The organism is Acidicapsa ligni, assembly GCF_025685655.1.
GTDB lineage: Bacteria > Acidobacteriota > Terriglobia > Terriglobales > Acidobacteriaceae > Acidicapsa > Acidicapsa ligni.
In genome coordinates this window covers 619,892-643,146 of the sequence record NZ_JAGSYG010000004.1, presented here as the reverse complement: position 1 = coordinate 643,146, position 23,255 = coordinate 619,892, and the positions used below count along the sequence as shown (strand labels likewise).

Here is a 23,255-nt window from a genome sequence, read left to right as displayed (position 1 = left end):
ATGTTTGACCCGCCATTTAGACTGGAAAAGCTATGACCACATTGAAAGCAGTACGCGGCACGCGGGATCTTTTACCCGCGGAGACAGGGCTTTGGAATCGGATTGAGGCGACCGCCCGGTCCGTCTTTGAACGGTATAACTTCGGTGAGATTCGCACACCGGTCTTTGAAGATACGGCGCTGTTTTCCCGCGGCGTAGGCGAAGAAACCGATATCGTCTCCAAGGAAATGTACACCTGGGAAGATCGTGCCCGCGCACAATCCGAAAAGACGCAGCAGCTAACCCTTCGCCCCGAAAACACCGCCGGCGTGGTGCGCGCCTACATCGAACACAAGCTCGGCGAAACCGGCCAGTTGCAGAAGCTCTATTACATCGGCCCGCAGTTCCGCCGCGAACGCCCGCAAAAAGGCCGCTACCGGCAGTTTTCACAGATCGGCGCGGAGGTCATCGGACCCGTTTCCGCCGGCTCCGAGTCGCCCCTGCGCGATGCCGAAGTGCTCGAAATGCTTTCAACCCTGCTCGATGAACTGGGTATCTCCGGCTGGACGCTAAAGATCAACTCCGTCGGCTCAGCCAGCGACCGCCCCAAATACATCGAGACGCTCAAAGCAGCGCTGGCCCCGATCGTCTCCCAGATGTGCGTGGACTGCCAGCGCCGCGCCGTCACCAATCCTCTGCGCGTCCTCGATTGCAAGGTGCCGGAAGATCAGCCGTTCATCGACGCCCTGCCCAGGATCGCCGACTCCCTGGATGAAGACTCCAAAGCTCACTTCGCCGCAGTCTGCGCCGCACTGGACGCAGCAAGCGTTCCCTACACCCGCGATCACCGCCTGGTGCGCGGCCTCGACTACTACACGCGAACCACCTTCGAATTCACGCACGGCGGCCTCGGTGCGCAAAACGCGCTGCTCGGCGGCGGCCGCTATGACGGGCTGAGCGAACTGATCGGCGGACCCAAAGCTCCCGGCATTGGTTTTGCCATGGGCGAAGACCGTCTCGTGCTGACCCTGCAAGCCGTCGAAGCAGCCAAAGCAGAGCTCGCCGACGCCTATATCGCTCCGCTGGGCGAGGCGCAGAATGCCGCTGCACTCGAACTCGCACGCGAACTTCGCCGCAGCCAACCGGATCGGCCCGGCCTCCGGATTGAGCTGGGCGACGGATCGTTCCGCTTGAAAAAGTCATTTGAAGCCGCGGATAAGGTAGCGCGGACCATCGTGATGCTCGGCGAGGACGAGGCAAAATCCGGTATTCTTACCGTCAAGGACTTCGCCAGCGGCGTTCAAAGCAAGGTTGCGCGCGTGGAGTTGGCTGCGTTTCTCCTTTCATCCCGAAACAAGTACTAGTAAAGGATCTGTGGTGCTCGACTTTTTAGGCAAGTTGGAACGGACACATCTGTGCGGAGATTTGCGCGCAGCCGACGCTGGTAAGCAAGTAGTTTTGATGGGCTGGGTAAACCGGCGGCGCGATCACGGAAATCTGATCTTCCTCGACCTGCGCGACCGCAGCGGCATTGCGCAGATTGTGCTGGATCGCGACCTCACTCCCGAGGGCCACGCCAAGGGCGAAGCAATTCGTCCGGAGTATGTAGTAGCCGCCGTCGGCAAGGTACGCCTGCGCGATTCACTCGCGATCAATCCCAAGATGCCGACCGGCGAGATCGAGATTGAAGCCACCCAGATTCTCATCTTGAACGACGCGAAACTGGCGCCTTTTTCGCCTGCCGAAGAAGCCATTGCCAACGAAGAAGTGCGCCTCAAGTATCGCTACCTCGATCTGCGCCGCGCCGAGATGCAACGCAATTTCTGGATTCGCCATCGCGTCACGCTCGCCGTGCGTCAGAGCCTGAGCGACCAGGGCTTTCTGGAGATCGAGACTCCAATTTTGAACAAGTCGACACCCGAAGGCGCGCGTGATTTCCTCGTGCCAAGCCGCATTCATGCAGGCGAATTTTATGCGCTGCCGCAGTCGCCGCAGATCTTCAAGCAAATCCTGATGATCTCGGGCTTCGATAAGTACTTCCAGATTGCGCGTTGCTTCCGCGATGAAGACCTGCGCGCAGACCGCCAGCTTGAGTTCACACAGATCGATCTGGAGATGAGTTTCCCTCAGCAGGAGATGGTCTTCGCCGTCGTGGAAAAGTTCCTCGTCGCTGGCTTCGCTGCCGCAGGCGTCGCACTCGCCGCGCCGTTCCCCCAGATCACCTACGACGAAGCGATCCGCCAGTTTGGCGTGGATAAGCCCGACCTGAGGCTGCCCGGTCTAACCGATGTCCGCGAAGCGTTTTCAGATGAGGATTTAACCACCCTCAATCTGGATGCCTCATTGCCCGTCATCGCCTTGCGCATTCCCAATGTCGGCGTGCTCAGCCGCAAGGAGCGCGAGGACAATCATCCTCTCTTCGACCAACGCAAAGGCGCAAAATTCATCGACGATCTAAAGCGGCTGGAAAAGGGTTTTCCCGCTGCCGTCGAGAAGCTGCGCCAACTGACAAACGCCGGTGAAAACGACTTTGTCATCGTCGTCGCAGGCGATCCGGCACATCCGATTCAGGCTTCGAATACAAAGATCCCAGGACGTCTTTCCGAGCGTGAAATCGCCATCTATTCCGCAGCCGGAAATTTCCGCGTTGAACTCGCGCGTAAATATGCAGATCGTCACGGAGCCTTCGGCATCACCACTACCGTGGTCGAAACAGCCGATCCAAACGCAACTCTGCTTGACGGAAGCAAAGCCTTCCAGCCCATCTGGGTTACGGATTTCCCCATGTTCGAGCATGACGGCGAGTCCGGCCAATGGGTGCCTGCCCATCATCCATTTACCGCTCCCTACGAGGGCGATCTGGACAAGCTCTTTACCGATCCGGCAGCAGTACGAGCACGTTGCTATGACCTCGCAATGAACGGGCTCGAGCTCGGTTCGGGATCGATTCGTATTCATCGCAAGGACATGCAGCAGCAGATCTTCAAGTCGCTGGGAATTTCCGATGAAGATGCGCGGTCTCGCTTTGGATTCTTCCTCGACGCGCTCGAATATGGCACTCCGCCGCACGGTGGCATCGCGCTCGGGCTGGATCGCATCGCAATGCTGCTCGCCGGCGCTCCCAGCCTGCGCGAAGTAATTGCCTTCCCCAAAACAGCCAAGGCCGTCGACGTCATGGTGGATGCACCAACTCCAGTAAGCGAACAGCAATTGCGCGAGTTATATCTTCGAGTAGCTCTGAAGAGCTAAGCCTCAACAACAAATAACAAGCAGCTAAGAACAAAGGGCAGTTATCGCAAGCATCGCGATAACTGCCCTTCTTGTTGGCTACCAATTTTCTACCGCTTCGCACTCCCCTATTTTGCAAGCCCCGATTTTGTAAGCCAGGACTTAAGATTTGGCTCCTGCGCCGCACGAAGCTCGATGCAATCGTTGATCTGATTTTTCGCGCGAGTAAGCGCATGCTGTGACGCAGCCACCTTGTGCGTATCAAAGAAGCTCGTAACCTGCTGCAGCCTGTTTTCGCTGCAGAAAGAACCCGTCGCACCAACCAGGTAAGCACCTGCAGAGGTAGTGAACTGACGGCTCACCTCGGTCCAGTGATCTTGCACATACTGCCACGCGAAATCCTGCGTAGCCGGGCTCTGCAGTTCAATGGAGATGAGAAGCATCGCATCCTGATTCCTCACCTCACTTGAGACGAAGTAATCGAGGGCGCGCTTCTCCTGCGCAGGATCGCTGAAGAGTGCAAGCGCATGTTGCGCACTTGATTTCAACTGCGGATTGGCAGCCGTCCTGCTCTGCCTCAGCAGCAGATCGAAGAACGTAGCATCGCCGTTGCGAGCCGCAATACTCAAAGCCGCATGCGCCAGCGTAGGATCGACGCTCGCCTCATCCGCAATGCTGCTCGATGCAATGGATTTTGCCTGGGCAATCGCTTCAGGATCGCGCCCGAGATCTGCCACAAGCGTGAGCAAGTCGGCGCGTAGTTCACGAGTATCAGGAGCATCGTCTGCTTGCGGACCGCCAAGCTTTTTGTAAGCATCTGTAAATTGATTGCGGCTCCACGTGGAGAATTGATCGCGATCTTCCGTGCTGCCTGCAATGCGGTTGTAGATTGAGGTCAGGTCTGCCGAAGCAGAGCCAATCACATCTGCATTGGAGTCGCCGCGAACCGCGCTCACCAGGTCCAGGAACGAACCAACATTAGCCTTGCCCGAGCGAGCAAGAGCCCACTCATCCCCGAGAACACTGATGCGCTCTTCAGGCTTGAGATCACTTTCCACATGCTGAACGAGCGCACGATATGCCTCCTCAGGATAGGCCGTGCGGTAATAGCCCTTGCCCTCCGCGTTAGCAAAGAAAAATGGCGCTGAAGGCGGAATGAGCGCCTGCCGATCGCGGCTGAGAATCTCGCAATTCGCGTTATCCGAAGACTTGAAGCAGACAGGAAGAGTCCATACCTCAGGCTTGTCGGATTTGGAATTCGCATTCAGGAAGAAGCGTGTCTGCGCTACGTTGACACTGCTTCCCTGCTGCGGCTCAAAGGTAAGGAACGGTACTCCTGGCTGAGATACCAGGCTATCCATAATCTTGTCGATCGGCTTATGACTAATGGCCGTTTGCGCAGACCAGAAGTCTTCCGCAGTGGCGTTGCCATACATATGCGCGCTGAGATAGTTATGCACGCCCTTGCGAAACGTCTCTTCGCCAAGATAGTTCTCGACCATCAGCAGCATCGCGCTCGCTTTGCCATAACTGATCCCGTCGAACATCTCGTTGATTTCATCCGGAGTATCAGCCTTGGCGCGAATTGTGCGAGTGATGCGCTGCGCATCGAGATCGAGCGTACCCTGGTTGCCGCGGACAACTCCCTGAGAGATATGCCACTCCGGCTTCCATGCCTCCAGCGGCTTGTTCTCCATCCACGAAGCAAAGCCTTCGTTGAGCCAGATATTATCCCACCATTGCATCGTGACCATGTCGCCAAACCACTGGTGAGCCATCTCGTGCGCAACCACCATGCCTACATTTTTCTGCGCACTGACAGACGCATGATCGGAGTCAAGCAACAGATCGGTTTCGCGATACGTAATAGCGCCGAAGTTCTCCATCGCCCCCGCTTCAAAGTCAGGCAGCGCAATCATGTCCAGCTTAGGCATCGGATACTTGATGCCAAAATATGTGTCGTAATAATGCAGCACATATTCCGTCGCTGAAAGAGCAAACTTGCCGTACTGCACCTGGTCCGGCGTAGCGCAAACACGAATCGGCACTCCATCGCTCGAGCCCGAGAGGCATTGAAAATCACCGACAAGAAAGGCCAGAAGATAGCTGGACATGCGTGGCGTAGTAGCAAAGGTAATCGCGTGCTTGTCCGTCTCCTGCGCAGGCTCATCTTTAACGATGTTGGTGTTGGAGATAGCCGTGTCCCCTTTATCCACGATCAGCGTGACGTCAAAGGTCGCCTTGAAAGCCGGCTCGTCGAAGCTCGGGAAAGCACGCCGCGCATCCGTCGATTCAAACTGCGTAACGGCATAATTGCGCTTGGCCGTTTTGGAAAGATAGAAGCCCCTCAACTCGTTATTGAGAATGCCGGTATAACTGATAGCCAGCTTCACCTTGCCCGCAGGAACCTGCTCCGCAAAGTGGAGAGTTGCCTGCTGCTTGTCCACATCCTCAGAAACCTGGGCCGTCAAAACCTTGCCACCAACAATGGCAGTCACAGCGCCGAACTTGATCTCAGCAGAGTTCAGCGTGATTTCCTTGGCTGGCTTCGCCACTACAACGTCGATAACTTCCTTGCCGGTAAAAGTGGCATCTGTGAGATTGGGCGCAAGCGCCAAAGCGTAGTGTTCAGGCTTTACGTTCTGAGGCAGCCGCTGTGCGGAAGCCTCGTGATTCGCCACGAAAAAAAACGTCAAAAGAACCGTGAGCTGGACGGCGTGAGACGTCCGGGAAAACAGATTAGGCATGTCCATCCTCGTGTAATTCAGGCTTGCGGAATTATCTCCCTTAATTTTTACACGCCTAAGTCAATGGATAGCCTCTTCATATCGGGTAGTGTGGGCAGCTTGCATGCAGTATCCGAAGTTCAGAGCTTTGTTCTAGCCCTTTGCCCTGCCCTTACCTTTGCCTTTGTCGCTGCCCTTGCCCTTCTGGCTGTCATTCCCAAAGAGAATCTGCTTCTTCCACTCCCAGCAGAAGGGCGATTACCCCAAACCGATCGACCACCCAAGATCGACATAACTTGACCAATCCTTTGCAGCCTCTGATAGCCTGAGATGTTTTCACGCTGCTCTGGAGGGTTCCACTTGTCCTTATCGCAATCTCAATCTCCACTCCCACCGAATTCTCTGACAGAGCTAACAGAAGACGAACGGATGCTGCAGGCAAGTATTCGCCGGTTCGCTGCAGAAGAGGTTTCTCCCCTCGTGCGATCCATGGATGAGGAGCAGCAATTTGCACCGGGATTGATCGCAAAGCTCGCAGATCTGGGCCTCATGGGCATCGAGGTTCCAGAGGAGCTGGGCGGGGCTGGCGGTAGCTTCTTTGACGCGATTCTCGCCGTCGAGGCGCTGTCTGAAGTGGACGCCTCCGTAGGGCTGGTCGTCGATATTCAGAACACGCTCAGCGTGAACTCCTTCCGCCGCTGGGGAACGGAAGCGCAGAAGCAGGCATGGCTGCCCAGGCTGGCAGGCGGCATGATCTGTTCGTATGCGCTGAGTGAGGCTGGCTCAGGGTCCGATGCCTTTGCCATGGAAACTCGCGCGACCCGGACCCCCACAGGCTACAAACTCTCAGGGCGCAAGCTCTGGATCAGCAACGCTCGCGAAGCTGGCGTCTTCCTGGTATTTGCAAATCTGCATCCCCAGGCTGGATATCGCGGGATCACCGCGTTTATTGTTCCAGCCGAGGCAGCCGGACTCACCGTTGGACGCAAAGAAGACAAGCTGGGAATTCGCGCTTCAAGCACATGTGAAGTCCTCTTCGATAGCTGCGAAGTACCTGCCGATTGCCTGTTCGGCGAAGAGGGCAAAGGCTACAAGATTGCCATCGAAGTGTTGAACGAAGGACGCATCGGCATCGGCGCACAGATGCTCGGCCTGGCCCAGGGGGCATGGAACCATGCGGCACGATATGCGCAACAGAGAAAGCAGTTTGGGAAGGCCATCGTCGAGTTCCAGGCCGTCCAATTCGTACTCGCAGAAATGGCCACAGAGATCGCAGCCGCGCGGCTCATGGTCTATAACGCGGCACGCCGCAAAGACGCCGGCTTGTCATATGTAACCGAGGCCGCCATGACCAAGTATTTCGTCTCGCAGATTGCGGAGCGAGTAGCCAGCCAGTGCGTAGAAGTCTTCGGCGGCAACGGATATGTGCGGGACTACCCAGCAGAAAAGTATTTTCGAGACGCAAAAATCGGAAAGATTTACGAAGGAACCTCAAACATGCAATTGATGACAATCGCAAAACAACTACTCTCAGAACCAGTGAAAGTCTAGAGCAAACCACACTGCAGAAAATTACCCTCCATTGCAGCACAATTAACCTAACGCACCCTAGCCCATCGTAGTAGCCCTTGCCTTTCGCAGTTGCCCTTGCAGTTGCCTTGCTTTCGTAGTTGCCTTTGCAGTGGCCCTTGCCGTTCTGTCTGTCATTCCCGCAGGGAATCTGCTTCTTCCCCTACCCGTCCATCCATCATCCCCAAAAGAACCCGCAAAAATCTACATAGCCCCCCTCCCCCGGAGGCATGGCAGATTCACCATCCTTTCGCCCTAAATCAAATCAAAGCAGCAGCAACCTGGCGAATATGAGCAGGCCGAGTACGGCAACAACCACCAACAAGATCAGCCCCAGCAGAAAACCACCCCTTCGCAAGAGCACCAAACTCCGCCGGATCTGTGCTGCCCGTCCAGCAGCGATGTTCAGCATCCCATCCCTCGCCAGAATTGGGGTAAACGACAATCGGCTTATCGCTTGCCCGGCGAAGCTCGGCAATTAGCCCCGGGATAAAAGCAGGCTGAGTACAGTTAATCCCTATGGCCACCGTTTGAGATAGGCCCGCTGCGAATTCCGCACAGGCACAAAGAGATTCGCCATGAACCACCTCGTTGGCATTCCGGCAGGTAAACGAAAACCATACCGCCAGATCGGGCCAGGACTTGCATGCGTCACCAATAGCTCGCGCCTCTTCGAGTGAGGGAATGGTTTCAAAGGCAAGCAGATCGGCGTTACTTCCAGCCAGCACGGCGATTCGTTCCTCGTGAAAGTGAACGAGCTCTGCAAACGTGCAATCGTAGTTACCGTGATATTCAGAGCCATCATGAAGAGCGGCGCCGTAAGGCCCCAACGATGCAGCGATCAGAATTTCTTTTTGAGGAAATGCACGTCGGGCTCTGTTCGCAAGCTCCACCGAGCGCAGCAGCGCTGCATCGGCGCGACCACGATCAAGTCCGTATTCGGCATAGCCTTTGCGCGAAACTTGATAGCTCGCAGTGAGTAACACATTCGCTCCCGCTTCAAGATAGGAGCGATGGACTGCAATCACTTTCTCCGGCGCATCTTCAAGCACATGCGCAGACCAGAGTGGACCACGGATATCCGCACCAAGAAATTCAAGTTCAGAGGCCATACCGCCATCGAGAACACGAAACTTTGCAATGTGGACCTGCTCGCGTGGCGTCATACAACTCATCTTACGAGCCGCCCCACAGTGCGTACTATTGATTCTTACGGCTCGCCTCAATGTAAGACGGCGTGTAGCCTTCCCATTCCCACGGAGTTACCGTATCTCCGAGAATGGTTTCCAACAACGGGCGAAAAGCAAGTTCTCCATTGTCGCTATTGGTAAGAATGATCATGCAGGACTGGCTGCGCTCAAAGCAGAGAATGTAGTTCTGAGCACCGTCACCATGACCTTCTTTAAAGAATGCCGGGCCGAATTTGGTGTGAGTTAAAAGCCCCCAGCCCACTCCATAGCCAAGACCAACCCCAGGTGCCTCGGCGCTTTCAGGTTCATTTGCCTTGAGTGGAAATTCATGTTCATCGTGGATGACAAAGTAAGGATGAAACATCTGCTGCATAGTCGCCGGTTTGAGAATTTTCCCAGCAAACAGCGCTGAGACAAAGCGGGCAAGATCTTCAGCGCTGGTCGTCATGGAGCCGGCAGCACGCGCTGGAAACCGTTGCGTCTTGGAACGAAATTTTTCGTTCAAGTCGTAGCGGTCAGCTACATCATCGGCAAATTCGGTGCGGTAAATGAGGCCGGTACGAGCCATGCCGAGCGGCGTAAAAAAAGCCTCCTGCAGGATCTGATCCAGTGGCTTCTGCGCCCTTTGCTCAAGGACAAACTGAACAAGGTTAATGCCCTCGCCGGAGTAGAGAAACTGGCTGCCCGGCTTGAAGCGAAGACGCATCTTTTTGTCCGCTTCGAGATCGGCAAAATTAGCTAGACCCGAGGTATGACTAAGCAACATGCGCGGCGTAACCGTCAGCCACAAAGGATCATGAACGATCGCGGATGCTTTGAATTTGTATGGCTCGTAAGTATCGAGTGGTTGAGGGAGTTGCTGCGAAATAGGCAGATCGAGATTGAATTCGCCGCGCTCGACCAACTGCATCACATAGGTTGAGAAAACGCTCTTGGTAATGGAGGCAGCCCAAAGGGTAGTGTCAGTATCCATGAGTAGAGAAGCTCCAGTTTCAGCAGTACGGCGTTGGCCGAAAGCGGCGCTCCAAACCAGATGGCCGGAGTTGAGAACGGCGATCTGGGCACCAGTAACATGGGCTGCTTCGAGCGTCTTTTTTGCAAAAGATTCTGCGTCAGAGCCGGATATCGTCGATCCGTCCAGACGGCGGATTGTCGCCGGAGCAGCATGGTTATCTTCCGCCAGCGCAAAGAAAGAAGCAAAAGACGATAAGACAGACACAACAGCGACAAAAGGCAGGAGTCGTTTCATGCAGGGTCATACGCGTTCGGGCATAAGTTGGTTCCGTAAGCCGGTTCACCGACACATTTGGCGAACTCGGACAAAGGTCTCGGAGTACAGGCGACCTTCAGCGGGACAGGCCAGTCTGCCTCATGGACGCTTCCTTTGAGCGGATACACGATCCAAAGCGGCGATATTCTGGGCTTCCGCCAGACGCAGTCCGGAGGCGTAGTGGGCGGTATCCATCTCGGCTTCACCGACGGCACGAACGCCGACAGCACCACAGACGAGAACGGACAGCCCCTGGCAGCCGACGGCAACCAGAGCCAAACAACCTGGCAGTTGCGGACGGTGAATCTGGCCAGCTATGCAGGCAAGACGGTTTCGACTGCCTCGCTTGTGGCTGGGCCGGAGACGCCTGCCGGTTCCTGGTTCCTGTTCATTGCCAAGGCCGCAATTGTGAGCACCAATGGAACCGTGACCCAGATCTACAATCAATCCCCCTCCGCAGGGTTGAGCTTCTCTGGGACGTCCGGTGTGACAAACGCAAACTCCAGTGTGACGACGTTCTTCTACATCCAGAAGCCTGTCGAAACCACGAACTACTACATCAGCGATCAGCTTGGCAGTACGCGAATGGAGATCGGTGCGGAAGGCTGGCCGGTGTCCTCAGATACCTACTACCCCTTCGGACAGGAACTCGCTGCGTCCTCTTCGCCCAACAACTACAAGTTCACCGGCAATGAACGTGACGCTGAGAGTGGCAATGACTACTTCGGGGCCAGGTATTACGCAAGCTCAATGGGGCGCTTTATGAGCCCCGATCCATCGCAGTTGGCCTATGCAGATCAAACAAACCCTCAAAGCCTCAACCTGTACAGCTATGGTCGGAACAACCCGCTGGTTAATACCGATCCAACAGGGATGGACTGCGTTAATGATAAAGGCGATGGGACCTTCACCACGAACACTGGGGATTGCGACAATTCAACAGAGGAAAAGGCCAACGCAGGACATTACATAGACTGCGATGGTTGTACGGAAAAGTCGACGGGAGGCACCCTAGACCCGACTACCGGAACTTTGTCTCTCACGGACGCGAGCGGAAATCTGATCCTGGGAACTAATGTTTCGGACTGGTCAGCTCCTACAGGTGTTTCAACGACCGAGTGGCTTTCGGGTAAGACTAATAATATTGCCCTAACTGGCTACGGTATCCCCGGCGGTTTGTATATAGAGAATCCCGCCACAATAGGGCCGACTCCACGCACTCCGCCACCGCCGCCGCCGGGAGCGTTTGAATGTCTTGTAGATCCAGTCGATGCGATGGCCATTCACCAAGCAGCGATGCAAATGTGGACCAAACAGCAGCCAAGGTCATCACCTAGCGATGAATCAGCCATGGGTAGATTTGGTGTGGGCACTAAGATGCAAATAGGGAGTTCGCGCCAAGTGAGGGCATTCGGAAACGCAGAAGCTGATAGCAAGTTTAGCGCTGCTGGTTTGCTCTTAGACCAATTCGTGTCTTCAGTTGGTTGTGGATTGTCAAAGTAGGCAAATGATGAGAAAAGTCAAAATCTCCGCTCAAGAGAGGCTCCTCGAAGAGATCGAGGCGAAGCAACGTAATACTGTTTGGCCCGATCCACTTCGAAACACACGAGATGTTGATGTGTTCTTGTGGAAAGGCTCACCCGACGCTCCTCTTGTGCAGAGGATAGGCGCTTGGATGTTCGGCATTGCCTTTATCCTATGCGGGGTCGGCTTCTTGGCTGTCGCATACGAAAAGCAATCGTTGGCGTTCGGGATCCTTTCTGCGGTGCCATTCTTGATCGGAGTAAAGGTGTGCCTAAATGGGTTTCGAAAGCACAGACGTAAGCCATCAAGACAGGAGTAGAAGTCCAGTAATGAGGTCCTTCCCTGATGCCTTACTGTGTCGTTGGCCTGCATTCGGCGGCCTGTGGCGACCGGGAGAAAGAGCGCGCTGCCTCCGGCATCGGAATAGGGGTGACACGTCACCCCCGAATGGGAGCTGTGGAGGAACTTTAGGTTCCTCTGCGGGAACCACAATGAAATGAGCGATCTACAGCTGCAAGATGGGAAAACACTGGTGTTTACAGGTTGCTGTGGGTGAACGCGTGTGGAATCAGCGGCTAAGAGGAAAAAATGGGCTTCGGTGGAGGTTCTGCGTAAACGCGGCGGTTGCTGTGCGTGAACGTGTTGAAAACACAGGGCCGGGGCGTTGGTGGCCGAAATACCCTGCGCTCTGGCGTCCGTTCAAGGCTCTGCGCTCTCGCTCCGACCGCTTCGCGGCCCTGACTGCCGCCTCCGCCACCCGCAGCGCCCGTCGGCGCAACGCCAGCTCCGACGACTGCGGCAGCAACACCAGGAACGCAGACCAATCAGCCTACGTCGAATCCTTGGACTGGACAACCTGGCTCCTAGTCGCAGACGGCACAGCCGGATGGAAGTCCCAAACAGGCTAGAAGGTACGAACCAGACGGGCATCCAGAAACCGACGTGGATCATGGGCACGATCACAGTCAGGGCGATCCCCATGCACATGACATCGGGCGTCCCGCAGATGGTAGCCGCCGACTCACGAAGATCGTGGATCGGGACGGCCCTTGAAGCCCACCGATCTAAGCCGCAATGAGGAGTCGAACAAGATGAAGAATTACGATCAATTCCACGACGGTTGGTTGGACGGACTTCTGATAGATCAGAAGTCCGTCCAGGTGTTCCTGAGCACCGAAGAGAGACAGCCTTTTCTTGTTGTCGCTAATGGCGTGGTGGCTCTGGCAGCGGATGGCTTCAAAGCTGGAAACATCGTTTTCGAAGTGGTGACGCGTCAAAAGGAGGAACTCACTCTCCAGGACATCACGAGGGCCTATGGGCTGGCGGAGGGAGCAACCGGTCAGGATCAGGCGCAGAAACTCTTGGCTAAGGCCCTAGAACAGAACCTCATCGTTTTAGAGATCAATCCGTCTTATGGGGCCAGTTGCGTCCTGCTAGCCGAGTCTGTAGACCTTTTACATCGTCGCGAATCGTTGGATCGTAAGTTCGCTGGCGCAATCGTATAGCTCCCTCTCCTACGTCGGCAGGCCTTCCCTCTGGGGGCGGCCTCGCTGCGTCTGGAGCCTCCATCTGGCATCCGTGGCGACCGGATCCGTTCGATATTCAGCGGTCGAGTGTCTCGGCTCTCTTCATGAAGAAGAATCTATAGCGGTGCCTTGGCTTTATCCATTATTGGGCGACTCCGCGTTCCTGGTCAGAATCGTCACACTTGAAAGCCTAGACCAGATCGGTGATAGAAAGGCACTCCCGCTGATCGCTGCAAAACTTCAAGATGAAAATGCTTTAGTTAGGGCCTATGCAGCGGGGGCTATCGCTCAGTTGGATGGCAGGAAGTATATTGCAGAGATACAACACGCACTAGAAACAGAAACAGATGACAATGCGAGAGTTGGCTTCGCCGATGCTCTTTTCTTAATGGGAGACGAAAAGCAGTTCTCAGAGCTGCTGAAATTGTTATCTTCTTCGGACTATCGTGTTAGGTCTGCATCCGCCAGCGCGTTGGGCGTAGCTGAACTAACTCCTGCTCAAGTACGATCTGCTCTCGAAGCCGTGTCACATGCCGCTCGTAACCCTCTCTTTAGAGCCGACAGGTTGACTATGGAGCGCGTCGAAAAGGAACTCGGCGAACAACTTTAGGAAAGCTGAGTCTGGTCGGGGCGTGGACACGTCGGGGTGTTGTCCGGGCTCTTACATCCTCAGATCAAAAAGTGAAGAGCTTGGAGGCGTTCGCTCGGATGCCCTTACCAGCTTCGTACAGGGCATCTACACTCGCTCTATCGCAGAACATGGCCGGGTCTCAGTTTTGCAGGCAAGTGGTGTTCCGGGCGACTTGATTACCGAATGGGTGGGACATGCAAATCTGCGAACTACCTCAATCTATACGCACTTCCAAGATGGGTTCCGTCAGCGGATGGCGTCAGAAATGGGTCTGTTTGCAGGCCAGAATACCGGGGCAGATTTGTCAATCAAATTGCCAGTTGGTCCCAATGGTCCCAATTCTGCTCAGTTTGCGGCATCTGCCTGAATGCGTTAAAATCAACATTACCGGGGATTAACCAACACGTCGGGGAGTGGCTCAGCCTGGTAGAGCACCTGGTTCGGGACCAGGGGGTCGGAGGTTCGAATCCTCTCTCCCCGACCAATCTTATAAAATTTGCTTGGCAAAATTCAGTTGGCGAGCAGTGGCACTACCGCGTGTCATCCCACTGAAAATTGGCTTTAGAAGCTACTCAGCCGCTGCATCCAACTGCATCTTCTCGTTTACTGGGCTCTCCACGCGCGTCGGCAACTGTAGCGCCGACAACAGCACCAGCGCCTGTAGCCCGCAAAGCAGCGCAAACCCTGCCACAAATGCCTTTGCCGAATCGCCGCCGCCTAGCCTCATACGCCACGCCAGGAAGGTCGCGCACGCCGTAGTCAGCGTCGGTCCGCCCAGCCGCTGCACAATATTAAGCGAAGTCGTCGCCATCGGCAGCTCGCGTTTCGGCACCGAAGCGTAGGCCGCCGTGATCGACGGAATTCCGACAGCGCCCTGCCCCAAACCACGCACCACCAGCGCCGCCACAAACACCGCCGTCACTAACCCGTAGTTCGCCAGGAATACCATCGGCACAAGCCCCGCCAGCGCCAGCGCGGCCCCTGTCGCCGCCACCCGCCGAATCCCAAAACGCTGCGTGAGCTTCCCCATCATCGGGTAGACGCACACCATTCCCAGGCCCAGCGGCGCCAGCATTAGACCCGTCTCGCTTGGCGATTTTCCGCACACACGGATTAGGTAGAAAGGCACAAGCATCTGCGCGGCATAGGAAACGCCATTCGACAGAAACTGTGTCGAGGCTGCGGTAGCAAACACCTTCCGCTGAAACAGCTCCAGATCCAGAAGCGCGCCTTCGCCCTTCACCATGCCATGCCGCACAAACAGCCCCAGCAGCACTGCCGCAATACCCATCAGCACGCGCCCAGTCGTCTCCTGCAAATGGTCGCTACTGTAAAGAAACAGCACAAGCCCTGGCGACAGCAGCGCGAACCCCATGCCATCGAAGGCACGCAGCCTGCGCTCGCCGCTATCATCCGGCAGAAACAACACCGCCATTACGATTCCCGCCAGGCATACCGGCACATTGACCAGGAAGAGCCAACGCCACGAAGCATGTTGCAGAATTGTTCCAGCCAGCACCGGTCCCAAAATCGGACCCAGTAGAATCGGCAGTGCCGCATAGCCCATTACGCGCGCCATGTGCTTACCGGCCGCGCGAGCAATCATCATCTGCGCCATAGGGGCCAGCAAGCCGCCACTCATGCCCTGCAGCACACGAAACCCAACCAGCGATTCCGCCGACCATGCTGCTCCGCATAGCGCCGACGACAGCGTAAACGTGGCGAAGCACCACACGTACAGCCTCTTTGCGCCGATCCGCTCCACCAGCCAACTATTCATCGGCAGCATCAACGCCAGTGCCAGCAGGTATCCGCTCGTCACCCACTGGATCGTCGAAAGTGCACTGTGCAGTTCCACAGCCAGCGTCGGCAGCGACACATTGACTACCGTTGCGTCCAGTTGGGACAGAAACGATCCCAGGATCGCTACTGTCCCAACCTTCCAGATGCCTGCCGGAAGCCGCTCTGCGGCCTTCGTCTTTGGTTCGTTTTTGGGCGCGGTTTTAAGCAAGGGCTGCGATCACTTGATCCGTCGATCGCACCTTTGACAGCCGCGGGAAAATTGTCCTGACCGCGTACTCATGCTCCTCAACTGTCATCGCGCCGCACGCATCTTCCACCACCACGAATGCGAAGCCCAATCCTGTACCCTGCCGCGCTGTCGACTCCACGCCAACGCTGGTCGAAACGCCGCAAATTACAACGGTTTCCACGCCATGCGTCTTTAACAGGCTCTCCAGTTCGGTGCGGGCGAAGGCACCATGATGCCGCTTTGTTATCAACGCATCGCCGGGCAACATCCCCGCTTCCGGCACAATCTCTGAAAGCTCCGCTGGCAGCGGCCCCTCAGGAATCGCGGGCGGCTGATCGACAGGCAGCCTCAGAAAGTCGTTGAAGTCCACGCGCACATATACCACTGTGCCGCCCTTTTCCCGTATAGCCCTGGCCAGACGGCTTGAGCGCTCCAGGATCTCGGGTGCCGCGTGTGGAACAATTGGTCGCCCGACAATTCCCTTTTGCAAGTCGATTACTACCAGCGCTGTTTTCTTTGTAACCAGATGCAGATCGCTCACCCTGTCTCCTTTTATAAACCGAGGACTCCCTCGGTTTGCCTTCCGAGTTAGAATACGAGGATGCCCTCGGTTTCGTCAAACCCGAAAAAAGCCACGCCAAGCAAGGCTGTTCGCCGGCCACCGCAGCAGGAGCGCTCCGAGCGAACTCTCGCAGCTATCCTTGACGTCGCCGCAGGTCTATTTGCCGAGGTCGGCTTCGAGGCAACCACGATGACCGCCATCGCGGCGCGCAGCAACACTTCTATCGGCGGCCTTTACCACTACTTCCCTGACAAGAACTCCGTTGTCCTTGCGCTGCTGAAGCAATACGGCCATGCCATCGAAACCGAGTGGAAGTCGCTCATCGATCAGGCCCCAGGCCTGACTCCGCAGAAGTTCGCAAATATTTTCATCGAAACGATGCTCCGCGTTGTCCACCAGCATCCCTGCTATCTGGCGCTGCAGACAGCACGTGTTCGCTTCCGACGCGACCCTGCGAGCCGACGCGCGCTTCGCCTCGCTATCGCCAACGCATTCCGGGCCAAAAACCCGGCACTGACCGAAGGCCGCGCATTCCTCAGCGCCAATGTGGTCATCCAAACTGTCAGCGGCATGACTCGCCTCTTTGCCGAGTCCACTCCAGAGGACCAGCCGATCATCGTCGCCGACTACAAAGTTATCCTTACGACCTATCTCACCACGATCCTGCGTGGCTAGGCCAATCCACCAGCCGACGCTGGTGGATTGGGCTGGAGAACGATGTTGGAGAACGATGCGGGGTGCTCGAAGTCTGGGCCTGAAGTCTGGGCTTGAAATCCGGGTTTGAACTCGGAGTTTGAACTCTAGAAATCTACAGTGCGCCGGTAGCAGATTCTGAGGATCCGCGAATGCCCCAAATGCGCTATGGTGAAACTCTAAGGCGAGTATTTGTTGATGCGGATTGTATGGGCTTGATGCTGGATGTTGCTGGTTCGCCCACGATGAAATACGTATTAGTTCGCAGGAATCAACTTAGCTCTGCAACCTGACCCAGGAACAGTGTGCCTAGAATCCCCAAGGTGGCCAAGTTGAAGACCTCGCGTTTACTCCGACTATGTTTCTTATTGCTCTGGGTAACTTGCACCGCGTGGGCGGTCGATCCCAGTCGGCAGATGTCGCAGTATCGCCATTCTGTCTGGAAGTTGCAGGACGGATTCTTCAATAGCCGCCCCTACGCAGTTGCCCAGACGTCCGATGGATACCTGTGGATCGGAACAATGGACGGACTCGTACGCTTTGATGGTGTACGGTTCGTTCCGTATGTTCCAGAGCCCGGAGATCAGGTATCTTCCCTCAGGACCTTATCACTGCTTGGGGCGCGTGATGGGAGTCTCTGGATCGGTACAGACTTTGGACTGGTACATCTGGTCGGTCATAAGCTCGTCCAGTATCCGGATTCGATGGGCCGCATCGATGCAGTGATCGAGCGACTCAACGGAGAAGTATGGTTCTCACGCCATCTACTGCAGGATCCGGACAATGTCGCGTTTTGCAAGGTAGTGGGCCTCAAAACCCAATGCTACGACCGGAAGGATGGAGTTCCTCTTCAAGGAGGTGCGACCCTCATGGAGGATGCCTCCGGCTCTCTTTGGATCGGGGACACTGTCTCTCTCACGCAATGGCGACCTGGCTCAGTCAGTACTTTAAGGCTAAGAGGACTGCAAGAGAATCCGTCTCAGGGGGTAATGGCAATTGCCACTCTACGGAATGGCACCGTGCTGGCAGGAATCAGCCCTGCCGGTCCAGGACTGGGACTTGAACAAGTGGTCCACGGGGCGTTGAAGCCGTTTCTTGCTCCTGGTCTTGACGGAAGCTCTCTGGATGTAACCGTTCTGTTGTCCGATAGGCAGGGCAGCTTGTGGATTGGCACTGAGGCGCAGGGCATCTACCGAATTCGTAATGGCAAAATAGATCGATTTCGTAGTTCGGATGGCCTTTCGGGTGACTATATCGTTGCCTTCTACGAAGACAACGATGGGGATGTCTGGGCGGCGACTACAAAGGGGCTCGATTGCTTCCGTGATCTCCGCGTAACGAACGTGCCAGGTCTCGGAGGATTAGGGACGGATGAGGTTGACTCTGTTCTTGCTACACATGATGGGACGATCTGGGCCGGAGGCTCGGGAGACCTGGGCTCTATTCGCAATGGGACTATCTCCTCCCTGCAAACTAAGAAGGGCCTGCCTGGCGACCAGGTGACATCGCTTCTTGAAGACGACCGGAACAGGCTCTGGGTGGGAATCGACAATACCCTGAACATTTACGAGAACGGCATGTTCCGTCGCATAAACAAACCCGACGGCTCTCCACTGGGATTCGTCGTGGGATTGGCGGAGGATACGAAACACACTGTCTGGGCTGAAATCAGCGGCTCTCCGCGAAGACTTGTTCAGATCAAGAACGATACCGTGCAACAGGAATTCCTGTCGACGCAAGTGCCGGCAGCACGAAAAGTCGCGGCTGCGCCCGACGGCGCTCTCTGGTTAGGTCTAATCAGCGGTGACCTTGGGCGGTACGCCAATGGCAAGCTCGACATCTTTCATTTTGGGCACACGGGGATGCCTGGCGAAACATCCAGGTTCAACCAACTATTCGTCGGTTCCGATGGCTCCGTCATGGGAGCTACATCGACCGGGGTTGTCGCGTGGAAGAACGGGAAACAGCTGACGATGACCGTAAAGAACGGTCTTCCCTGTGACGACATCCAAGCGTTGATCACGGATGATCACGGTGACTTATGGTTGTACGCTCAATGCGGGCTCATCGATATTCCGCGGGTTGAGGTGGAAGAATGGTGGGCTAAATCTGACAGTCAAGTGCAGTTCCGACTTCTGGATTCTTTGGACGGCACAGAGGCTGGTTATGCTCCTTTTAATGGAGCTGCCAAGAGTCCGGATGGCCACCTTTGGTTTGTGAACGGAGTTGTATTGCAGACTGTCGACCCGTCGCATCGGATGAGTGACGTCGTTCCGCCGGTCTATGTCGAGGATATGGTTGTTGACCGGCAGACTTATGCGGTTACGAATGGTCTGCGTCTGCCCCCGATCAAGAACGAACTGGAGATTGACTACACCGCGCCTAGCTTTGCCATGCCGCAGAAGATACGTTTTCGCTACATACTGCATGGAGGAGAGAAGATGTGGCACGATGCCGGCTCACGCAGGCAGGCGTTCTACAACAATCTTTCGCCGGGTAAATACAGGTTTCAGGTGATCGCCAGCAATAGCGATGGGGTATGGAACACGCAGGGTACGAGCTTATCTTTTGAGGTGCTTCCTGCCTGGTACCAGACGCGCATATTCTTTATCGCGTGCTTAGTTACGGCGATTTGTTTTATCTGGGTGATCTATCGCATTCGCGTTTTGCAGATGGCAAAGGTTATTGGCGCTCGCTTCGATGAGCGACTCTCGGAACGTACGCGCATGGCACGAGAACTCCACGACACCTTTTTGCAGACGATTCAGGGCAGCAAATTTGTCGTTGACGATGGCCTTGAGGAACCACTGAACGCGGAGAAGATGCACGGTGCTTTAAAACAGGTTTCCGGCTGGCTGGAGCAGGCGATTGCGGAAGGCCGTGCCACGCTGAACTCGCTGCGATCCTCGACGACATTAAAAAACGAGCTTGGGCCTGCTCTACGACGGGCTGCTGAAAACGGGGTTGTGCCGGAGAGAATGACGGTGTCGGTTTCGATCATTGGGGATGCACGCGAGTTGCATCCGATTGTTCGCGACGAACTGTATCGAATCGGATATGAGGCGATTCAAAATGCAAAAGCCCATTCGCACGGAAGCCGTCTGAGCATTGACCTGACGTATGGCCAGAACCTGACGCTGCATGTTGGGGACAATGGGGTCGGTATCGATCCTGGGTATGCCGCGAGTGGACGTGAGGACCATCATGGTTTGCAGGGTATGCGCGAGCGTGCCGCCCGCATCCAGGGAAGGCTGACGATCCTAAGTTCCACTGAATCCGGAACGGATATCTCCGTGATCGTGCCGGGCAATGTGAGCTTCCTGAATCCCGATACAGGCATCTTTGCCAATCTTCGGAGACTGTATCGCAGGACGATTGGCAATCATGAGATGTGAGTTCTGGACATGTATCCAGACGCTTCGTTGCTGCGTTAGAGCTGCCTGCACTCGATAAGAGAATGCTCGAACGTGTTGCCGCCTAAGCTACTGGCCGCGAACCCAGAATGAGAATCTCCACCAGCCGTCTTGCACTTTGCGGCCAGTCTGGCGAGGATGCGACGTTGGAGACGCCGACAAGAGCCCGAAAGAGATCGAGAGGTTCGAGATCGGAACGTATGTCGCCGCTCTTGATTGCACGCTCCACAAGAGCGTTGATCGCTCCGATGATCTGGGCACCCGATGTTTCAAAGACCTTGCAGTCTTCTCCAACAAGCGTGTTCAGCGCTGGCGCGATGATCTGCTTGGTTGCAATGTAGTCCACGAAGAGCAACATCCAGCCTCGCAGAGCCTCGATTGGTGGCCTGGTCCTGGCAAACTCCTTCTCCGCTGCCGCCAGTTTTTCCACTTCGGCACGATAGACCTCCTCAAGGAGTGCCTCGCGTGTAGGAAAGTGCCGATAGAGAGTTCCTGCACCCACGCCTGCCTGCCGGGAAACCTCATCCAGGCTGATGTTTGCGCCGGAACGGGTGAACGCTTCTTTGGCAACCTCCAGAATGCGCTCGCGATTACGCTGAGCGTCTGCGCGTGGCTTCCGGGGAGCGGGTTGGATTTTTTTCAAAACTTCACCTGCATTTTTGCAACCGGAGAGATTCTCCGGTTATCTACTGTATATTGCGGAGATGCTCTCCGTTTAATTTTAACAGCTACGACAGTTCAGAGCTGCTTACATACACACGTTGGAAATGGAAGACTCAAGGAGAAAAGAATGGCAAACGTATTTGGTATTACCTCAACCACGGAAGATGTGTTGAAAGGCGTGAATCTGAAGGGGAAAAGGATTCTCGTAACCGGAGTGTCTGCCGGGATCGGCGTGGAAACAGCACGGTCTCTCGTCGCACATGGCGCGCATGTTGTCGGTGCCGCGCGCGATCTCTCAAAAGCTGAAGCGGCAACCGCCGAGGTCCGAAGGGACGCTGCTGCTAATGGCGGAAGTTTTGAGCTTATCGAGCTCGACCTTGCCAATCTTAAAAGCGTGCGTGCCGCTGCCGATAGATTGGTCAAAAAGGGCGAGAACTTCGACGTAATCATCGCAAATGCCGGTGTCATGGCTACGCCTTTCGGCCACACTGCCGATGGGTTCGAGACACAGTTCGGGACCAATCATCTTGGCCACTTTGTCTTCGTCAACCGAATTGCTTCGCTGCTGGGAGCTGGGTCGCGGTTGATTAACCTCTCCTCGGCGGGCCACCGCTTCTCAAACGTCGATCTCGATGATCCGAACTTCGAGAAGACTGCCTATGAACCGTTCGTTGCTTACGGCCGATCAAAGACAGCGAACGTGCTCTTTGCTGTCGCGTTTAACCAGCGGCATCGTGAGCGCGGTGTGGTCGCTGCAGCGGTCCATCCTGGCGGTATCCAGACGGAGTTGGCTCGCCATATGGATGCGAGTCACCTCGAAGCAATGGTCAAACACATAAATGAAGAGGCTGCAGCGGCGGGAAAGAGCGCCTTCCAGTTCAAGACGATTCCGCAGGGAGCTGCGACTTCTGTATGGGCTGGTGTCGTTGCACCGGCAGAGGAAATTAGTGGCCGGTATTGTGAGGATTGCCAGGTCAGCGATATCGTACCGGACAATGTGACGATGATCCTAACGGACCAAGGAGTGCGCGGGTATGCGCTCGATCTAAAGAATGCTGAAGCTCTTTGGAAGAAGAGTGAGGAGTTGGTTGGAGAATCGTTCTAACGATCCAGAACAAAAACTGCTTAATTCACAATGTTCAGCGTAAGAGCAGCATGTGGGTTTCGTAATTTCCCCGCACAGAGTTCCTGGCAATAATAGGGATTCTGTGCGATTCTATTTGGTGCTGACAGGTCAACTTAATCGACACTTAGCGGTACTTCTCGACACTTATCGACTCTGTAACTTGCCCAACGGCTTTTCAGAGGGCGTGCCGAATAATTCACCCTGACGCAAGTTCCTGATAATTCTACCGAATCTCATACATTATCGTGCCTCATGAAGTACACTCGACGAAGCGAATGACGACTGGCAAACCCTATTCTGGTCTCCTGGTTTTCAGTGCCGCGCAAACCTATTAGCCGGAGATTTGCTGATTTGTCACTGTCTTTAACCAATTCTCTTCGCTCGCTCTTTTTTTCCCGCAGACTTGCTATTCTCTTCGCCTTTATTTCGCTGAGCGCAGTCGCGCCTTATGCCAGCGCTCGCACGTCCGGAACGCACAGGCATCCGAGGCTCCACGCCCTGGCGCATGCTTTTGTCAACGCAACTCTGCCGGGTGCAGGCCTGCTGCCCGAGGATGATGACGAGCCGCCTGCGGAGGGCCAGAAGTACGAGTTGAAGCTTGCTCATGGTCCTACCGGTGAGATTCTTGACGTGGTGTATCGCATCGGCAACACATATATTCCCGAGGCCCTGGACAAGCTCAATCTCTTTTTGCGCGACAGCCACAACCAGGAAGTGAATGCCTACGATCCGCGTACCTTTGACGTACTGCATACCATGCTGGCCAAGCTGGGAAAGTCCAATGGCGTGATCGATGTGCTCTCTGGCTATCGCTCCCAGGAAACGAATGACATGCTGCGCGAAAGTGGAACGACCAATGCGGCCGAGCACTCGCAGCACATCCTCGCCAAGGCTGTCGATCTCCGCGTGCCGGGTGTTCCTGCTCCGCTGCTGCGCGATGCGGCCAAGTCAATTGGGGCTGGCGGTGTTGGTTACTATCCTGCAAGCCAGTTCGTTCATATTGATGTAGGCCCGGTCAGGCAATGGACATTCACGCCCCACGCTGTCCGCAGGCACTCACGCCGGTCTCGCGCTCGGGCCAGATCCAGGCATATCTAAAAACACAGCATAGATTTGGCAGAGA

The 23,255-nt window shown here is 55.6% G+C and carries 17 protein-coding genes and 1 tRNA gene; 12 read left to right on the top strand and 6 right to left on the bottom strand.

Annotated elements, in window-relative coordinates:
* Positions 1-32 precede the first annotated feature (32 nt).
* Together hisS and aspS are read left to right on the top strand one after the other, a co-directional pair.
* A complete protein-coding gene (gene hisS, locus OHL19_RS16855; protein ID WP_263358915.1) occupies positions 33-1,343 on the top strand; it encodes a histidine--tRNA ligase in 1,311 nt (436 codons plus the stop codon).
* Positions 1,344-1,356: 13 nt separating this feature from the next.
* Positions 1,357-3,228, top strand: coding sequence for an aspartate--tRNA ligase (gene aspS / locus OHL19_RS16850; RefSeq protein WP_263358914.1), 1,872 nt, complete (start codon positions 1,357-1,359; stop codon positions 3,226-3,228).
* A 107-nt stretch (positions 3,229-3,335) separates the two neighbouring features.
* Here aspS and OHL19_RS16845 read toward each other — a convergent pair whose 3' ends face one another.
* Complete coding sequence (locus OHL19_RS16845) at positions 3,336-5,954, bottom strand: M1 family metallopeptidase (RefSeq protein ID WP_263358913.1); 2,619 nt, start codon at positions 5,952-5,954, stop codon at positions 3,336-3,338.
* Between the two features lie 309 nt (positions 5,955-6,263).
* Here OHL19_RS16845 and OHL19_RS16840 point away from each other — a divergent pair, with 309 nt between their 5' ends.
* Complete coding sequence (locus OHL19_RS16840) at positions 6,264-7,484, top strand: acyl-CoA dehydrogenase family protein (RefSeq protein WP_396126789.1); 1,221 nt, start codon at positions 6,264-6,266, stop codon at positions 7,482-7,484.
* A gap of 278 nt (positions 7,485-7,762) precedes the next feature.
* On the opposite strand, the gene mmuM is transcribed toward OHL19_RS16840, so the two are convergent.
* Both mmuM and OHL19_RS16830 read right to left on the bottom strand, forming a co-directional pair.
* Positions 7,763-8,668, bottom strand: coding sequence for a homocysteine S-methyltransferase (mmuM, locus tag OHL19_RS16835; protein WP_263358912.1), 906 nt, complete (start codon positions 8,666-8,668; stop codon positions 7,763-7,765).
* A gap of 34 nt (positions 8,669-8,702) precedes the next feature.
* Positions 8,703-9,941 (bottom strand): serine hydrolase domain-containing protein, encoded by a 1,239-nt coding sequence (locus tag OHL19_RS16830; protein ID WP_263358911.1) that lies wholly within the window; start codon positions 9,939-9,941, stop codon positions 8,703-8,705.
* 57 nt (positions 9,942-9,998) lie between these two features.
* Here OHL19_RS16830 and OHL19_RS16825 point away from each other — a divergent pair, with 57 nt between their 5' ends.
* From OHL19_RS16825 to OHL19_RS16805, 5 genes are all read left to right on the top strand, one after another.
* On the top strand, positions 9,999-11,465 hold the full coding sequence (locus OHL19_RS16825) for an RHS repeat-associated core domain-containing protein (protein ID WP_263358910.1): 1,467 nt from the start codon (positions 9,999-10,001) through the stop codon (positions 11,463-11,465).
* 650 nt (positions 11,466-12,115) lie between these two features.
* Positions 12,116-12,394, top strand: coding sequence for a hypothetical protein (locus tag OHL19_RS16820; RefSeq protein WP_263358909.1), 279 nt, complete (start codon positions 12,116-12,118; stop codon positions 12,392-12,394).
* A 183-nt stretch (positions 12,395-12,577) separates the two neighbouring features.
* On the top strand, positions 12,578-12,991 hold the full coding sequence (locus OHL19_RS16815) for a hypothetical protein (protein ID WP_263358908.1): 414 nt from the start codon (positions 12,578-12,580) through the stop codon (positions 12,989-12,991).
* A gap of 145 nt (positions 12,992-13,136) precedes the next feature.
* On the top strand, positions 13,137-13,622 hold the full coding sequence (locus OHL19_RS16810; protein ID WP_396126788.1) for a HEAT repeat domain-containing protein: 486 nt from the start codon (positions 13,137-13,139) through the stop codon (positions 13,620-13,622).
* Between the two features lie 428 nt (positions 13,623-14,050).
* Positions 14,051-14,127, top strand: a tRNA-Pro gene (locus tag OHL19_RS16805).
* 84 nt (positions 14,128-14,211) lie between these two features.
* On the opposite strand, the gene OHL19_RS16800 is transcribed toward OHL19_RS16805, so the two are convergent.
* Positions 14,212-15,654 carry a DHA2 family efflux MFS transporter permease subunit gene (locus OHL19_RS16800; protein ID WP_263358906.1) on the bottom strand — a complete coding sequence of 481 codons (1,443 nt, stop codon included), beginning with the start codon at positions 15,652-15,654 and terminating at the stop codon, positions 14,212-14,214.
* Complete coding sequence (locus OHL19_RS16795) at positions 15,647-16,216, bottom strand: isochorismatase family protein (RefSeq protein WP_263358905.1); 570 nt, start codon at positions 16,214-16,216, stop codon at positions 15,647-15,649. Before OHL19_RS16795 ends, OHL19_RS16800 begins: the two co-directional genes overlap by 8 nt.
* 60 nt (positions 16,217-16,276) lie before the next feature.
* On the opposite strand from OHL19_RS16795, the gene OHL19_RS16790 reads away from it, so the two are divergent.
* Both OHL19_RS16790 and OHL19_RS16785 read left to right on the top strand, forming a co-directional pair.
* Positions 16,277-16,912 carry a TetR/AcrR family transcriptional regulator gene (locus tag OHL19_RS16790; RefSeq protein ID WP_263358904.1) on the top strand — a complete coding sequence of 212 codons (636 nt, stop codon included), beginning with the start codon at positions 16,277-16,279 and terminating at the stop codon, positions 16,910-16,912.
* A gap of 434 nt (positions 16,913-17,346) precedes the next feature.
* Positions 17,347-20,325: a ligand-binding sensor domain-containing protein gene (locus tag OHL19_RS16785; protein ID WP_263358902.1), complete on the top strand. Its 2,979-nt coding sequence runs from the start codon at positions 17,347-17,349 to the stop codon at positions 20,323-20,325.
* Positions 20,326-20,407: 82 nt separating this feature from the next.
* Here the strand turns inward: OHL19_RS16785 and OHL19_RS16780 are convergent, their stop codons facing one another.
* Entirely contained in the window at positions 20,408-20,986 is a 579-nt protein-coding gene (locus OHL19_RS16780; protein WP_263358901.1) for a TetR/AcrR family transcriptional regulator, read from the bottom strand.
* 147 nt (positions 20,987-21,133) lie between these two features.
* Here OHL19_RS16780 and OHL19_RS16775 point away from each other — a divergent pair, with 147 nt between their 5' ends.
* A complete protein-coding gene (locus OHL19_RS16775; RefSeq protein WP_263358900.1) occupies positions 21,134-22,111 on the top strand; it encodes an SDR family NAD(P)-dependent oxidoreductase in 978 nt (325 codons plus the stop codon).
* A 372-nt stretch (positions 22,112-22,483) separates the two neighbouring features.
* Positions 22,484-23,230, top strand: coding sequence for a YcbK family protein (locus tag OHL19_RS16770; RefSeq protein ID WP_263358898.1), 747 nt, complete (start codon positions 22,484-22,486; stop codon positions 23,228-23,230).
* Positions 23,231-23,255: the final 25 nt, after the last annotated feature.